Origin of the sequence: Chondromyces crocatus (genome assembly GCF_001189295.1) — a bacterium.
Lineage (GTDB): Bacteria > Myxococcota_A > Polyangia > Polyangiales > Polyangiaceae > Chondromyces > Chondromyces crocatus.
On sequence record NZ_CP012159.1, the window covers coordinates 7032536 to 7048223 of the forward strand.

Sequence of the window (15688 nt, forward strand, 5' to 3'; positions counted from 1 at the left end):
CGCAGCTTCAGGGACCAGGTCGCGCGAGATGCGCGACGGATGTGAACCGTGAGCCCTGGGCAGAGGCTGCCCGGAGAGACGTCGTACCCGCGGTTCGGGGGTAGGGTACCGCTGCTCGGAAGATTTCGCGAGAACCTTCACCACGCAGCACACCGTGTCGAGCAAGGGCCCGACCGGGCGTGAGCGGCAGGAGCGATCGCGGGCGCCAACGAAAGGGCGGTGCACCGTGGTGCTTTCTAATCGGTTCCGAGCCCCGCGTACAAGCTCGGTGGCGCGCTTCGTCGTCAGTCGTCCGCTTTCTTGAAGTAGCGGATCCGCTTCTGCTGGAGGGGATACCAGATGTCGCGAGAAACCACGGGCGTGTCCTCGAACATCCTCCCTGCCCCGGGGGCCTCGGCCCGCATCAGCCGGACCACCCCAGGGCCCGAGGGCGGATGCACCGCGTTCCCGGCGAGGTCCGTGTCCCCGCCCAGCGCGAGGTCGAGCTTCCTGGTGAGCAGGAGCCGCGTCGAGCAGCCGAGCTGCTTCACGAAGTCCTCGAGCAACCGGGCGTCCTGCGGGTCCCCGGAGGCTTCTCCGGCGCCACCGTCCGGCGCCGCCGCGCCCGCTGCGCCCGCTGCACCGCCGCTGATCAGCTCGGCATAGACCAGCATGCCCCCCTCGTCTTCGACGCCGACCGCAGCCACCGCGCGCGGCGACGCAGCGAGCCCGGTGGCCAGACGTACGGCGCCGGCCACGGGCGAGCCCGCGCCGATGGAGAACGCCCCCTCGGCGTGCCACAAGCTCAGGCCGTCGGCGGGGGCACCAGCGCCGTGCCCGACCACCGCGACGACCTTGTTCTCTCCGCCCGCCGACGGGGCGGACCGCACCGTGCGCGGGTCGATCTTGAGCACCCGCAGCGTCCTGTCGGGGCGCGCGGCATCCGGGCGCATCTCGGTGAGCGCCATGGCGTAGGGGAACCCGTGCTGAGGAAGCCCCTTCACCCGCCACTCGCCCTCTCCAGCGCGACCCGGGACCGCTGGCGTGAGGCCGGCGCCCGGGAGGATGTTGCGCAGCGTCATGTAGAAAAAGTCGCGCGCCTCCCGCCGGATGTAGCGCGGGAAGTTCATCAACCCCATGCCGCGGATCAGCCGGCGGCCCCGGAAGCGCCACCCCTCCAGGCCGCTCACGTCGCCCTCGGCCTCCCAGTCGTGCTGCAGGGGTCGACCGAGCTCCGGCAGCTCGCCGGACGGCGCCACATGGTAGAACTCGAGGCCGCTGTGCCCCGCGTTCATGTCGAGTGCGATGCCGTAGTCGCAGCGGGTCTGGATCATCGTCTGCGCCAGCGCCTCGGGGCTGAGATCGGCGCCATAGAAGTAGGCGACGAATCGCTCCTTGGTGAGGCATATCCCGGTCCGCACGGTGTGCGTCTTGTCGGGCCAGCCAGGCGGCGTCCCGCCCCACCACGTCCGGTTGTACGGGTTGAACTTCTGATCCTGGACGATGACCGTCATGTTCTGCCGGTACGACATCATCCACGGTGGGATCTGCGGGCTGTCTGGCCAGGTGCCGAACGCCGTCGCGCCGTCGCGTCGCACGGCCACCGTCGCTGCATAAGGCTTGGGTGGCAGGTACACGACGCCGTCGGCCATCATGCCGAACTCACCGTGCAGCGCCTGGAAGCCTGCGTTGGAACCGGCGACGACGCGCTTCATCATCTCCGGCGTGCGCGGGATGAGACCGGGCCCGGCTTCTCCGGTGGCGCCCTTCGGCTCGACCGTGCCGCTCATCATGTGCAGCTCGACCTGGCGAGGATCCCACAGCGCCACGAAGACGCGGACCACCTTGCGCGAGCGGTCGGGCCGCAAGAAGGTGGTCATGAACGCGGGCGGCAGGCCAGGCAGCTTGCGCACGAACTCGTCGCCGCCTTGCGGACGCCACTGCCCTTCCCCTTCGAGCGGAGGCGTCACCCACGGCTCCAGGGGAGCGGGAGGCCAGCCCAGCTCGGGATCGGTCGGCTCTTGCCGCGTCGCCGTCCCGAGGTTCTCCTGACCCATCTCGGCGGCGATCTCCTGCGCGCTGTCGTCGGCGTTCTCCGTCTGCTGCTTGACCGTGTCGATGACGCCGAGGCCGATCATCTTCACGTACTGCATCGCGTCGTCGCCGATCACGTTCCGCACGCGATCCACGGCCCAGGTCACCACGTTGCCCGGACGCGCGAGCTCGCCGTTCTCGGCGCGGATCCAGGCCGGCAGCGGCGCGCCGTCCACCAGCGTCGCCGGTCCGTGTGCGAGTGCGAGGCGGGCGGCGCGGTCTCCCGAGCGGAGCACGATGGCGTCTCGCTCGAGCGCGACCTCGACGTCCGTCTCCGGCTTCGTCTTCGCAGCGCCTTCGCGCTCGCCTGGAGCCTTCGCCTCGCCGGCGCCATCGCTCGGGGCAGCGCCATCGCTCGGGGCAGCGCCATCGCTCGGGGCAGCGCCATCACTCGGGGCCTCTCCGGGCGCGCCAGTCGGGACCTCTTCGCTGCCAGCGCCTCCCGCGGCAGGTGATCCCCCCTCTGCGCCAGGCGGTGTCTCCGAAGGGGGATCGACCGCGAAGGTGCGCCGCCCGATGCCCCTGAAGCTGCCGGTCACCTGCCAGTTCGAGATGGCGTTCTGCGCGCGCTCGACGCGGCTCCAGCCCTCGAGCTCCGCCGCGGGCTGCCCGTGGAAGTCGAGCACGTGCACGGTGGGTGACGCCCCCTCGATGAGAGGCCGCGCGACGTACGCGGCGAGCTCACCGCGCAGCACGGGGCGCGTCTCGTCGGCGCCGCTCGTCTCCGTCAGGTTGTGGGCCGAGCCGACCCCGAGGAGGACCCCCTCCGGGGAGAGCGAGGTGTCCACCACGAAAAGATCGTTCGGCTCCCCCTCCACCGCGGCGCCACGCACGATCGCGCGGCTGCTCGGCCCGAACGTCCCCAGCGCGCCGCGCGGTGGATCGACCCACACCACGTCGGCCGGCGCGGCGTGGATGCCTCGGCCAGCGAGCACCTGGGTGAGCGCAGCGGAGCGGCCACGGGCGTCCTCGCCAGCGTCTCGCGACAGCGCGACGGCCACGCAAGCACCGGCGACGATCACGCCGATGCGCAGGCCACGGGGGGTGGAAGCGGGAGAGGAGGACATGCAGGATCGGGGGATGGTGCCGGGGGAGAGATCCGGCATCGCCCGGGTTAACACCACCCGGTGGAGGCGACCAGAACCTTGCCGTCCAGAGTGGGAACGCGGTCGCGACGTCTGGCGCGCGCCTCACCCGCGATGGTAGACCGGGCCGAGGCCCATGAAGGACGCAGCCCCGCCCCCGGACCAAGCTTCCCCCCTCCAGCGCGAGCAGGTGCTGGCCCTCGCGCGACTCGCGCACCTCGATCTCACGGACGAAGAGGCGGACAGCCTCACCGGGGATCTGGAGCGCATCCTGGTCTACATCCGGCAGCTCGAGTCGCTCGACGTGTCGGACGTGCCACCGACGGCGAACCTGGAGATCGAGGGTGCCCGGCTCCGGGAGGACGAGCCGTCGCCCAGCCTGCCGCGGGACGTCGCGCTCGGGCAGGCGCCGCGGGTACAAGAGGGTGGCTTCGAGGTTCCCGCCTTCGTGGATGAAGGGTGACGGTCATGACGGAAGAACTCCTGGATCAGTCCATCCCTCAGCTAGCCGCGCGCTGCGCCCGCGGTGAGGTCAGCGCCGAGGAGATCACACGCGCCGCGCTCGCCCGGATCGAGCGCCAGAACCCCCAGCTCGGCGCGTTCCTCAGCGTCCAGAGCGAGGAGGCCTTGCGGCAAGCGCGCGAGGTCGATGGGCGCCGGTCTCGTGGCGAACCCCTCGGGCCTCTCGCCGGCGTCCCCATCGGCCTGAAGGACTCGCTCTGCGCCGTGGGCGCCCCCGCCACCGCGGCGTCGGCCATCCTCACGCGCCGCGCGGGCCCTGGCGAACCCGAGCGCGACCACGCGCGCGGCTGGCACCCACCTTACGATGCGACGACGGTGGCGCGTCTGCGCGCGGCCGGCGCCATCTTCCCGGGCAAGTGCAACCAGGACGAGTTCGCGATGGGCTCGTCGAACGAGAACAGCGCCTTCACGCCAGCGCGGAACCCCTGGGATCCCGAGCGCATCCCTGGCGGCTCCTCGGGCGGGAGCGCCGTCGCCGTCGCTGCCAGGATGACGCCGGGGTCGCTCGGCTCCGACACGGGCGGCTCCATCCGCCAGCCTGCTGCGCTCACCGGCGTCGTCGGCGTCAAACCGACCTACGGGCGCGTGTCGCGCTACGGCTTGATCGCCTTCGCGTCCAGCCTCGACCAGGTCGGCCCCTTCGCCACCGACGTGCGCGGCGCGGCCCGCCTCCTCGAAGTGATCGCCGGGCACGATCCCCGGGACGCCACCAGCCTCGCCGCCCCCGTGGGCGCCTATGAAGCCGCCTGCGATCGCGACGTGGCGGGCCTGCGCATCGGCGTCCCCGAGGAGTACTTCGCCGAGGGCCTGGAGCCTGGCGTGGGAACTGCCGTTCGCGCGGCGCTCGACGGCCTCCGCGGTCTCGGCTGCGAGGTGCGGCCGATTCATCTCGCCCACACCCGCTACGCCGTCGCGACCTACTACATCGTCGCCACCGCCGAGGCGTCCTCCAACCTCTCCCGCTTCGACGGTGTGCGCTTCGGGCTCCGCGAGGAAGGCCGTGACGGCGATCTCCGTGGCATGTACGGGCGGAGCCGCGACCTCGGCTTCGGGCCGGAGGTCAAGCGCCGGATCATGCTCGGCACCTACGTGCTCTCGACCGGCTACTACGACGCCTACTACCTGCGCGCGCAGAAGGTGCGGACCTTGATCCGGCGCGACTTCGAGGAGGTGTTCCGCGACGTCGACGTGGTCGCGGCACCCGTCGCGCCCACCACCGCCTTCAAGCTGGGCGAGAAGTCCCGGGATCCTTTGTCGATGTACCTGGCCGACGTCTACACGCTCCCCGCGAGCCTCGCCGGCCTGCCTGCCCTGAGCGTCCCGTGCGGGCTGTCGACCCCCGAGGGGGGCTCGGTCGCGCTCCCCGTCGGTCTGCAGCTTATCGGCCCTTCCCTCCACGAGGAGCGGCTGTTCACCCTCGCCTCCGCCTGGGAGCAGATCTCCCCCGTGAAGACGGCCCGGCCCCGCACCGCCTGAACCCCGCCACTGCGCGTGCCAGTTCTTCGGCGCGCGCATCCTCGCGGAGCACCGCCGCATGGAGCGTGAACCCCTTGGACATCGAGACCTACCCCGCCGGACCCGAGCACGAGGCCGGCCTGCTCGCCCTCTTCGAAGCGACGGGCTCCGGTTGCTACTGCAGGTACTACCACTTCACCGGTCCCGTGAACGAGTGGCTCGAACGCTGCGCAGTCCGCGCCGACGAGAACCGTGACGAGTTCCGCCACGCCCTCACCACGCACAGCGACGAAGCGCGCGGGATCGTCGCCATCGCGCGCGACACGACGGGCACCTCCCTCTCCCCGGGACAGCTCATCGGCTGGCTCAAGGTGACCCCGGTCGAGCAGATGCAGAAAGCCTACGACCGCAGGCTGTACAAGAACCTGCCCTGCTTCACGGGCGACCGTGCGGGCGTGTTCCTCATCGGCTGCGCCCTCGTCCACCCCGCCGCGCGGAAGCAAGGCGTGACCACCGCCCTCGTCGGCGGTGCCGTTCGCTTCGCCCCGTCCTGGGGTGCCCGTGCGCTGGAAGCGCTCCCCCGTCGTCCTCGGGAGACCGTCCGCGACGACGAACTATGGACCGGCCCCGTGGGCGCCTTCAGCCGTAACGGTTTCACCGAGGTCCACACCTTCGAGCCCTACCCCGTCCTGAGGCGCGCAGTGTAGAGCGACAACCCAAGGGGCCCCGGCGACGGACTTCGCAGGGCACCGCGTACCGTCTCCCCCTTCTCCGAACGGCACCGCGCACCGTCTCCCCCTTCTCCGAACGGCACCGCGTACCGTCTCCCCCTTCTCCGAACGGCACCGCGTACCGTCTCCCCCTTCTCCGAGCGGCACCGCGCACCGTCTCCCCCTTCTCCGAACGGCACCGCGCACCGTCTCCCCCTTCTCCGAGCGGCACCGCGCACCGTCTCCCCCTTCTCCGAGCGGCACCGCGCACCGTCTCCCCCTTCTCCGAACGGCACCGCGCACCGTCTCCCCCTTCTCCGAACGGCACCGCGCACCGTCTCCCCCTTCTCCGAACGGCACCGCGCACCGTCTCCCCCTTCTCCGAACGGCACCGCGCACCGTCTCCCCCTTCTCCGAACGGCACCGCGCACCGTCTCCCCCTTCTCCGAACGGCACCGCGTACCGTCTCCCCCTTCTCCGAGCGGCACCGCGCACCGTCTCCCCCTTCTCCGAACGGCACCGCGTACCGTCTCCCCCTTCTCCGAACGGCACCGCGTACCGTCTCCCCCTTCTCCGAACGGTCGTCCGCCCCGCCCGTGCCCTCCCTTGCACGGCGGCTCCCCTGCCCTGGCTTCTCGGTAAACCGACGGCTTCCCCTCCGCCTTTCCTGTACTAGAGTCGCGTTGCTTGCGTAGATGCACCCGGATTTGCGGTTTCGCTCTGATTGCAGCGGCGGGCTGCGGGCAGTGCTCACCTTCTTCCTCCGAGAGCGCACCTCGGGACAGCGCACCACCGTCGCTCACGCCTCCCCGCCTGTTGCCGCCGGCGAATCCCTGGACTTTTCAGGAGCAGCGCGGCGTGCCCACGGTGGCCGTTCCTCGCGGGTGTCGCCTCCGCGGGCCCACGTTGCAGGCACAGATCCCAGGGAGTACGGGGTTTCTCGGGGAGCGGAGTGCGCTCGGGGCGCTCCTCGTCGCGGAGGCCTCCGAAGATGCCTCGCAGCTCCTCCGGGTGGCGGCGGTTCACCTCGGACCGAAGGGGGAGAGCCTCGACCAGCATCCCCTCCCCTGGCTCGATCCCGGGGCACCGCCGCGCTTTGCGCGCCGGGTCGATGGGAGCTGGGTGGCCACGTTCGTGGAGTCCAGGGGACAGGGCACGACCCGGCTCGGCCTCTGGCGGGACGGGGAGGTCGAGCTGGTCGGTGAAGGAGACCGCTTCGAGGCCACGGACCTGGCTTGCTCCGCGGGGACCTGCGCCCTGCTGACGCCACGGCCCGGGCGCGTGGCCATGCCTGGAGCCGAGGTCTGGCTCGGCGCAGAAGGTGATCCGCTCCGGGCATGGAAGCGGGTCGCGCTGGAGCTTCCTGGCGTCTCGGCCATCACGCCGGTCGCGCTGGCCGGGGTCGAGCCCCCTTTGCCGGGTGGCACCGCGCCCGCGACGAGCCTGGTGGTGCTCCTGGCCCAGGGGCAGCTCGTGTTCTTCCGTGTCGATGGCGCCCAGGGCGCTCGTGAGGTCGGGCGCTCGCCCGCTCCCCACGGCGTGCTCGATGCGCTGGGGCTCCCTGCGCCCACCGCGATGGTCCACGGGGCGCCCGTGGACGACGAGGACTGCGCGCGCGCGCCAGGGGGGCCGCAGGGAGACCCGCTCGACGACGAGAGCCCGGGCGACGACGCCCGCGACGAGGACCGCGAAGGGACGCGCGCCGCGGGGGGCCCTGCGCCAGGGGTCGGGGTGGGCAGGGCCCAGCTCCGCTTCATCCAGGGGGATCACGTCGTCGACGTCGAGACGCCGGCGCCCCCGCTCCGTGGGGCGCTGCGGCGGCTCGGTCGGGGCGCGCTGGCGACCTGGATCGCGCCGCTGGGATGCCGCGCCACGCGGCGGGTGGTCTACGCGGTCCGCCTGGACGAAGGCGGGACCCCGGCCGACGCTGTGATCCCCGTGGCCGATGCGGAGCGCTACGCGATCGCGTCGTCCGGCAACGACGTCGACCTCTGGCTGCAACGAGAGGGCGTGGTGACCTGGGCCCGCTTGACCTGCGGCGTTCCCTGACAGGCCGTCTCCGACGGCATTTCGCCCCACCCCACTCCGGGTGCGGCTGCGCTGCACTGCCACCGCGACGATCGGGCCGCGGCCGCGCTGCAGCGCCACCGCGCGCCGCTCCACCACCTCGACGTGAATGCGCGCGATCCCCTCGCTTCCATCGCCCGAGCGGCTTGCCTGCGCCGCCCGACCGAGTAGTGTCCCGTCGCGCATGGCCTCTCGCTCCTCGCCGCCCGGAACTCCGGGTTCCCCGCCGCCTCCGGGTTCCCCGCCGCCTTCGAGCGCATCGTCGGAACGAAAGACGCGGGGTCGCGTCGTCGCCATCACCGGCGCTGCGGCCTTCCTCGGACGCAACCTCATCGGGCTCCTGGAGGAAGATCCGCGCGTCGAGCGGATCATCGCCATCGACATCAAGACCCCCGAGACCGCTGGCCAGAAGACCCGGGTGATCGCGGTCGATCTCACCGCGCCCTCGTCGGAGCAGCGCATCGCCGAGCTGCTCGTGGAGGAGCGCGTCGACACGCTGGTGCATCTCTGCTTCATCTCGACGCCCACCCACGCCACGGCCTGGGCGCACGAGCTGGAGTCGATCGGCACCATGCACCTCCTGAACGCGGCGCGGCAGGTGAACCTGCGCAAGCTCGTCCTCTGGAGCCAGACCGTGCTCTACGGCGCGCATCCGACGAACCCGAACTTCCTCACCGAGAAGCACCCCTTGCGGGCCGATCCCGAGGAGCGCTTCTTCGCCGACAAGATGGCGGCAGAGCGCGAGGTCACCACGTTCGGGATCAAGGCCAAGGGCACCATCGTCACCGTCCTCCGCACCGCTCCCCTGCTCGGACCCACGGTGCAGAACTACGTCACCCGCTACCTCGCCCGGCGCGCCGCGTTCACCTTGCTGGGGTTCGATCCGCTGTGGCAGTTCGTGCACGAGGTCGACGCGCTGGCGGCGTTCAAGCTGGCCATCGACCGGGATTTCCCGGGCACGTTCAACATCGTCGGCGACGGCGTGCTGCCCCTCTCGACCGTGCTGCGCCTCGCCGGCCGGACGAACGTCCCCGTGCTCCACAGCGTGGCAGGTCCCCTGACCGGGGCGCTCTGGGCCGTACAGGCCGCGCCTGCGCCCCCGAGCTTTCTGCGCTATCTCCGGTACATCTGCGTCGCAGACGGCACCAAGGCCGCGCAGACCATGGGGTTCCGGCCCATGTACTCCACGCGCGAGGCGCTGATCGACTACATCAGCGCGCAGCACCTCCGTGATGCGCAGCTCCTCTCGGAGCCGGCGACGTGAAGGTCAGGATGGCACGATGAGCGAGAGCGATCAGCGGAACGACCAGGATACGGCGAGCAGCCTCCCCTCCGTCGACGAACGCGACGGGAACGGCGGGCTCGTCGCCGGCTACGATCTCGAGGAAGAGATCGCGACGGCCGTGGCCCCCATCGGCCCCACCGAGCCCTCGCGCGACGCGCTCCTCCACTTCGACGGCCCGTCCAGCGCGCCGGGGGACGAGGCGGCGCAGTCCAGCCGGATCCAACGCGCACCGGCCTCTCCCGAGGAGCTGGAGCGCCAGATCCTGGAGCTGGAAGCGCGCCTCGACCAGATGATGCGCGAGGGCAAGAGCGCGTCGACGCCGGCGCCAGCGCCGAGCCCCAAGGTGCCAGCGCCTAGCCCCAAGGCGCCAGCGCCGAGCCCCAAGGTGCCAGCGCCACCGCCATCGGCGCGCAACGCGGTCCCCCGCCCGGAACCCCAGCCCGCCGCCACGGAGACCGCGAGCGAGCCGGGCGACGCGGGTGATGGTGGGACGACCGAGATCCTCTCGTCGGACTACTACCACCGGCAGTGGGGGCGCGACGGGATGCGGCGCCGCGCGGAGGAGGTCGACGAGTTCGGCTTCGATCCCCACTACGAGGAGCGGTACATGCCGCTCTTCAACTTCCTCTACCGGAACTACTTCCGGGTCGAGGTCGACGGCATCCACAACATCCCCGCCGAGGGCCGCTGCATCGTGGTCAGCAACCACTCCGGGGGTCCGATCCCGTACGACGGACTGATGCTGCGGACCGCCGTGCGGCGCGAGCACCCGAGCCAGCGGGAGCTGCGGTGGCTGGCCGAGGACTTCGTGTATTACCTGCCGTTCGCAGGGACGATCATGAACCGCCTCGGCGCGGTGCGGGCTTGCCAGGAGAACGCAGAGCGCTTGCTCTCCGCGGGCAAGCTGGTCGCGGTGTTCCCCGAGGGGGTGAAGGGCATCGGCAAGCTCTACCGCGATCGATACAAGCTCCAGCGCTTCGGCCGCGGGGGCTTCATCCGGCTCTGTCTGCGCACCCGGACACCGCTCATCCCTTGCGCCATCGTCGGCGCCGAGGAGGCCAACCCGCTCCTCCACCGGGTCGAGCACCTCACGCGCGCGCTCGGTCTCCCGTACATCCCCATCACGCCGACGTTCCCTGCGCTCGGTCCGCTCGGTCTGGTCCCGGCGCCGACGAAGTGGCGCATGCACTTCGGCGAGAAGCTGCACTTCGACGAGTACGGCCCCGAAGCGGCCGACGACGAGATCCTCGTCGCTCGCCTGTCGGAGCGCGTGCGGGCGACGATCCAGGGGCTGCTCGACCAGACCCTGTCGGAGCGCAAGTCGGTCTGGTTCGGGTGAGCGTGAAGCGTCCCCCCCCGCCGGACGGGGTGCTCGTGGTGGACAAACCGCGAGGACCGACGAGCCACGACGTCGTCTTTCGCCTGCGCCGCGCGCTCGGCACGAAGAAGCTCGGCCATGCAGGAACGCTGGACCCGATGGCGTCCGGGGTGCTGGTGATCCTCGTCGGCGAAGGGACGAAGCTCGGCCCTTACCTCACGGCGCAGAACAAGCGGTACGTGACGGACGTCGCGCTGGGCGTGGGCACCGACACGCTGGACGCCGAGGGTCGGGTCACGGAGACCACGCCGCTCCCTCCGTGGCTGGAAGACGAGCTGTCTCGGCTCGGGGACGGAGAACCGGCTGAAGAGCAGCTCCCTCTCCTGGCGCCGCGCATCGCAGACGCACTCGCGGCGGAGAAGGGACGGCACGCACAGGTCCCGCCCGCGCACTCGGCGATCAAGGTCGACGGGCAGCGCAGCTACGCGCTGGCGCGCGCTGGGAAGGAAGTGGAGCTCGCCGAGAGACCCGTCGAGGTCTACGCGCTCGCATGCCGAGGCACCGCGCTCTCTCCACCTGGGCTCCGGCTGGAGCTGGACGTGCAGAAGGGGTACTACGTTCGCTCGCTGGCGCGCGATCTCGGCAAGCACCTCGATGTCCCGGCACACCTGACGTCACTGCGTCGAACGGCGAGTGGTTCGTTCACGATCGAGCGCGCGTTGCCTCCGACGGCGGAACCCGAAGCGCTCCGTGCTGCGATCATCCCGCTCGTCGAAGCCGCGTCACTCGGCCTGTCGATCGCGCACCTGACGGACGATGGAACGCGGCGCGCGCGACTCGGTCAGCGGCTCCGGCTCGATGACTTCACGACGCCACCGCCGATCGGAGACGGCCCTGTGGAAGAGCACGCTTCGGCCTGGATCGCGCCGGATGGACAGCTCGTGGCCATCGGCATCGCGCGACACGAGGACGATGGCGCGCTCAAGATCTCCGTCCTTCGTGGGTTCGTGAGCGCTGCAGCGGACCCATCCGTGCCTCCGTGCACGGAAGAAGTCGAGGGTTGACGTTCCACCGGAACGTGTACACTGCTCTGTGTCGGGATCGAACGATCCCGCAAGTCGCGAAGCGCAGGACATCGTGAACGGAAACGCGAGCATGATCGCGAGGGTAGAGTGCCCTCGTGAGCGCGCAGCCCGGCAGGTTGCTATGGGTTGCGAACAACGTGCGGCATCCGTTACGCTTCGCTCGTCAGGAGTTTCGGTTTGAGCCCAGATATGGTGCCACTGCTCGCGCCCGGCGCGGCGGTTCTCTCAGCTTTGCTCGGCTCGCTGTTCGTCGGAGCCGATACCGCATTGAACACCCTGAGCACGACGCGCCTCGGGGCTCTCATCGAACAGGCCAGCGGGAAGAGGAAGGATGCCTACGAGCGCATCCGGACACTGGATGCGAAGCTCCGGTCCCGCTACCTCCTCGGCTTGATCGTCACCACGACCCTCACCGCGGTCTGGTTCAACGAAGTCTTCCGCGGTCCCCTCCCCGCGTGGTCGGCGTACCTGGCCGCGGGGTCCACCACGCTGCTCTGCGGGGTGCTGTACACCGTCAGCGCGACGCTGGGGCGCAGGTACGCCGATCGTGCCGCGCCGATCGCCGCGCGCTTCCTGCGCCCGCTGGAGATCCCTCTGCTCGTCCTCGCCGAGCCGCTCTCGTGGATCAGCGAGAAGCTGGGCCCGAAGGACAGTGATCCCCCCTCGGACCCGCGGGTGACGGAGGCCGAGGTGGAGATGCTGGTGGAAGAGGTCGAGAAGTCCGGGTTGTTCGGCCGCGAGCCAGCCGAGATGATCCGGAACGTGCTCGAGTTCGCCGACCTGACCACGCGCGACGTGATGATCCCGCGCTCCCGTCTGGAGGCGCTGGAGATCTCGACGCCGATCGACAAGGCGGTGGAGATCGTCACCGAGAGCGGTCACTCGCGGTACCCGGTGTACAAGGACCAGATCGACAACATCGTCGGGCTGCTCTACGCGAAGGACCTGTTCAAGGTGATCGGAGAGCGGGGCGAGTCGCTGACGTCGCTGCGCGAGGTGATCCGGACACCAGCGAACTTCGTGGCCGAGTCGCAGCCGCTGTCGTCCTTGCTGAAGGAGATGCGGAGCCGTCGGCAACACCTGGCGATCGTGGTGGACGAGTTCGGTGGGGTGTCGGGCATCGTGACGCTGGAAGACGTGCTCGAAGAGATCGTGGGCGACATCCGCGACGAGCACGACGACGGCGAGGAGCCGGCGGGGATCCAGGATCTAGGCGACGGGCGCCTGGTGGCCGACGGGGAGATCTCGATGAACGATCTCTCGGCCTACCTGGGCGCCGAGATCGACACGAGCGGGGAGCACGAGTCCCTCGGCGGGATGCTGACGGAGCACCTCGGGAAGGTGCCCGAGGTGGGGACGGCCGTCAGCAAGTTCGGGCTGCGGTTCATCATCCGCGACTCCGATGAGCGGAACATCGGGAAGGTGGAGATCGTGCGGCCGAGGCCGATGGACGCTGGCGACGCGGCTTAGAGTACCGAACAAACCCGGACCGTTCCGGCCCTCAAAGCGTCGAGCACGACCGGGCGGATGCTGCAACGCCTGGAAGGACAGCATCCGTCGGACATACGTCGTGTACCCATGGCCTCCCCCCGAGCGCGCCCAGACTCAAGCCTGTGACGCACGAGGCCCGATCCTGAACGGCTCAGGACCGAGCGTCATCACGGCAGTCGTGGTTGGGGGATCTGGAGGCGGGCTGGTGACGCCGCCTCCTGGGAGGGCGAAGATCAGCGCGCGAGCGCGATCTTGTGCAGCTCGTTCACCAGATCGTCGCCCTGCTTGACCAGGCCCGGACCGGCGGTCGGATCGTCGTTGTTGCCGTCGAGGGTATTGCGCAGGTCACGCATCTCCTTGGCCAGACGGGAGACGATCTGCTCGCTGGTGAAGGCGGCGACGGTGGGCGGGTCGATGGGGATGGCGATCGGGTCCGAGGCGACCAGGTCACCCTTGGTCCACCGGGTGGCTTCCTTCTCGACGGCCTTCGCGCCCTGCTGGGTGCGCTCCAGGCGGGTGATCTTGAACTTCTCGGGCCAGTCCTTGCCCAGGGGGAAGGGCTCCTTGTTGGGGACCAGCTCGGCGAGCATCTTGTCGCCGTCGCGACGGAAGACGACGGAGAAGTTGAAGACGGGCTCCTTCTCTTCCTTCCACGCCTTCTCGACGGGCGCCTGGGCGATGCCGAGGAGGTTGCGCAGGCTGTCCTTCGTCGAGTTCACGCTGGCGACGGCCTGCGTGTAGTCGAAGAGGCGCTTGACGGTGTTCGGCGGCAGCGTGCCGATCTGCTTGCCGGCGAGGTTCGTCGCCTCGAACGGGATGTTGAGGGCGCCCAGCTCCTGCGCGAAGGTCTTCGGGAAGGTCTTGCCTCCGAGCTCGGTCGCGGCGCCGTTCAGCTTCTGGCCGAGGTCGCGCATCTTCTCGTTGGCGGCCTTCACGTCCTTCTCGAGGACGCCGGCGTCGTCGACGGCCTTCTTGCCGCGATCTTGACGGGCCTTGGCGCCGCCGATACCGAAGCCGATCGCGATGCCGATCACGGCGGTCATCGCGGCGAAGAGGGCGGTGCGCTTGCTGGCCTTCTTGCGCTCCTGCTCGATCTCCTCGCCGACCTCGACCTTGATGGTCTGCTGGACGGCGGTCGGCTTCGGCGCGGGCTGCGCGGCAGCAGCGCGCTGCTGGGCGAAGGGCGGCAGAGGAATGCCTGGCGAGATGCCGGGGGGCGGTGCAATGCCACCACCGCCCGGTGCCGATGGACGACCGCTCGGGGAAGCCGCAGGCGCCTGGGCCGGGTTGTCCGACGGGGGACCCGAGCCAGGCGACGAGGGACCCGGTGCCGGCAGCGGGACCGCCGCGCCGGCGACGCCCGTCATCGTGGTCTTGCCAAGCCGGGCCTTGAGATCGATCTTTGTCTTCTTCGGTTTGTTGTCGTCAGCCATCGGCTCCTCGGGGGGCAACCCGCCGCGCACGTTAGCGGCGCGTCGCTGGAGATGTCAACGCGATGGGGCGGGTTTGCGCGGGCAATCTGAAGGCGGCTTGCCGGGTTCAGCCCATGAGGGGCAGCTCGAAGAGGGCTTCCAGGCGCTCGCGATCGGCCTCACTGGGGGCCACGAAGGCGAGCGCTTCGAGGTCGCCGTCGGTCCAGACGCGGCGGGCGCAGAGCCAGACGGGGGGCACTTCCCCTTCGGCTGGGGCCAGCTCGATGGCGTAGCAGGCGCGCGCGGCGTCGGGGTGGTGGATGGTCCGGGTGAGCATGCCCGAGGAGGAGATCTCGAGGATCTCGCCGAGGTGCGGGTATCGGTCGATGTACTTGTTGAAGAGGACACGTACCGGCTTGCGGGGGGCGATGCGGCGCTCGGGCTCCATGGGGGAACGCTAGCGGGGCGAAAGTTGGCGGGCCAAGCGGGTGGCGTCGGTCGAGGTGGTGACGACGGGACGGTGAGGGCCAAGCTCCGGGGGCCAGGGCGTGGTGCGTAGAACTAGGACGAACCGCGTGGGTAGGCGTTCACGAGGGTGACCCAGTTGCGCAGCAGGTCCTCGCCGCGAGGCGTCAGGATGGATTCGGGGTGGAACTGGACGCCCTCGATCGGGAGCGTTCGATGGCGTAGCCCCATGATCTCCCCCTCGTCGCTCCTCGCGGAGATCACGAGGTCGGCGGGCAGTGTCCGGGGATCGACGAGGAGCGAGTTGTAGCGGGCTGCCTCGAAGGGGCTCGGGAGGCCCTGGAAGACGCCGAGGCCGTCGTGCTCGATGGGCGAGGTCTTGCCGTGGCGGGGCTGGCGTGCCCGGACCACACGGCCCCCGAGCGCCTGCGCCATGGCCTGGTGGCCGAGGCAGACGCCGAGCAGGGGGATGGCAGGGGTGGGCTCCGCGCGAGGAACCATCAGGGCGCGGAGCAGGTGGAGGGAGACGCCGGCTTCGTCGGGGGTGCAAGGGCCGGGGGAGAGGAGGATGCCGTCGGGGGTGCGTGCGAGGGCGCCCGACACATCGAGGGCGTCGTTGAGGACGACCTCGCAGCGCGCGCCCAGCACCTCGAGCAGCTGGACGAGGTTGTAGGTGAACGAGTCGTAGTTGTCGATGACGAGGACGCGGGCCATGGCGGC

The 15688-nt window shown here is 70.4% G+C and carries 12 protein-coding genes; 8 read left to right on the top strand and 4 right to left on the bottom strand.

Annotation, left to right across the window (positions count from 1 at the left end; genetic code table 11):
- Positions 1-284: 284 nt before the first annotated feature.
- A complete protein-coding gene (locus CMC5_RS25705; RefSeq protein WP_050432890.1) occupies positions 285-3140 on the bottom strand; it encodes a hypothetical protein in 2856 nt (951 codons plus the stop codon).
- 154 nt (positions 3141-3294) lie between these two features.
- On the opposite strand from CMC5_RS25705, the gene gatC reads away from it, so the two are divergent.
- The 8 genes from gatC (at position 3295) to CMC5_RS25745 (ending at position 13070) form a co-directional block, all read left to right on the top strand.
- Positions 3295-3621 carry an Asp-tRNA(Asn)/Glu-tRNA(Gln) amidotransferase subunit GatC gene (gene gatC, locus CMC5_RS25710; RefSeq protein ID WP_050432891.1) on the top strand — a complete coding sequence of 109 codons (327 nt, stop codon included), beginning with the start codon at positions 3295-3297 and terminating at the stop codon, positions 3619-3621.
- Positions 3622-3626: 5 nt separating this feature from the next.
- Positions 3627-5156 (top strand): Asp-tRNA(Asn)/Glu-tRNA(Gln) amidotransferase subunit GatA, encoded by a 1530-nt coding sequence (gatA, locus tag CMC5_RS25715; protein WP_050436135.1) that lies wholly within the window; start codon positions 3627-3629, stop codon positions 5154-5156.
- A gap of 65 nt (positions 5157-5221) precedes the next feature.
- Positions 5222-5842: a GNAT family N-acetyltransferase gene (locus CMC5_RS25720; protein ID WP_245677753.1), complete on the top strand. Its 621-nt coding sequence runs from the start codon at positions 5222-5224 to the stop codon at positions 5840-5842.
- Between the two features lie 861 nt (positions 5843-6703).
- Positions 6704-7894, top strand: a complete 1191-nt coding sequence (locus CMC5_RS25725; protein ID WP_050432893.1) for a hypothetical protein — start codon at positions 6704-6706, stop codon at positions 7892-7894.
- A gap of 202 nt (positions 7895-8096) precedes the next feature.
- A complete protein-coding gene (locus tag CMC5_RS25730) occupies positions 8097-9176 on the top strand; it encodes an NAD-dependent epimerase/dehydratase family protein (protein WP_245677754.1) in 1080 nt (359 codons plus the stop codon).
- 16 nt (positions 9177-9192) lie between these two features.
- Positions 9193-10536 carry a lysophospholipid acyltransferase family protein gene (locus tag CMC5_RS25735; protein WP_050432895.1) on the top strand — a complete coding sequence of 448 codons (1344 nt, stop codon included), beginning with the start codon at positions 9193-9195 and terminating at the stop codon, positions 10534-10536.
- 2 nt (positions 10537-10538) lie between these two features.
- A complete protein-coding gene (locus tag CMC5_RS25740) occupies positions 10539-11579 on the top strand; it encodes a tRNA pseudouridine synthase B (protein ID WP_245677755.1) in 1041 nt (346 codons plus the stop codon).
- Positions 11580-11777: 198 nt separating this feature from the next.
- Positions 11778-13070, top strand: a complete 1293-nt coding sequence (locus CMC5_RS25745; RefSeq protein WP_050432897.1) for a hemolysin family protein — start codon at positions 11778-11780, stop codon at positions 13068-13070.
- 254 nt (positions 13071-13324) lie between these two features.
- Here the strand turns inward: CMC5_RS25745 and CMC5_RS25750 are convergent, their stop codons facing one another.
- From CMC5_RS25750 to CMC5_RS25760, 3 genes are all read right to left on the bottom strand, one after another.
- Positions 13325-14524, bottom strand: a complete 1200-nt coding sequence (locus tag CMC5_RS25750; RefSeq protein WP_050432898.1) for a hypothetical protein — start codon at positions 14522-14524, stop codon at positions 13325-13327.
- A gap of 106 nt (positions 14525-14630) precedes the next feature.
- Entirely contained in the window at positions 14631-14951 is a 321-nt protein-coding gene (locus tag CMC5_RS25755) for a PilZ domain-containing protein (RefSeq protein WP_050432899.1), read from the bottom strand.
- A 113-nt stretch (positions 14952-15064) separates the two neighbouring features.
- Entirely contained in the window at positions 15065-15682 is a 618-nt protein-coding gene (locus CMC5_RS25760; RefSeq protein WP_050432900.1) for an anthranilate synthase component II, read from the bottom strand.
- Positions 15683-15688: the final 6 nt, after the last annotated feature.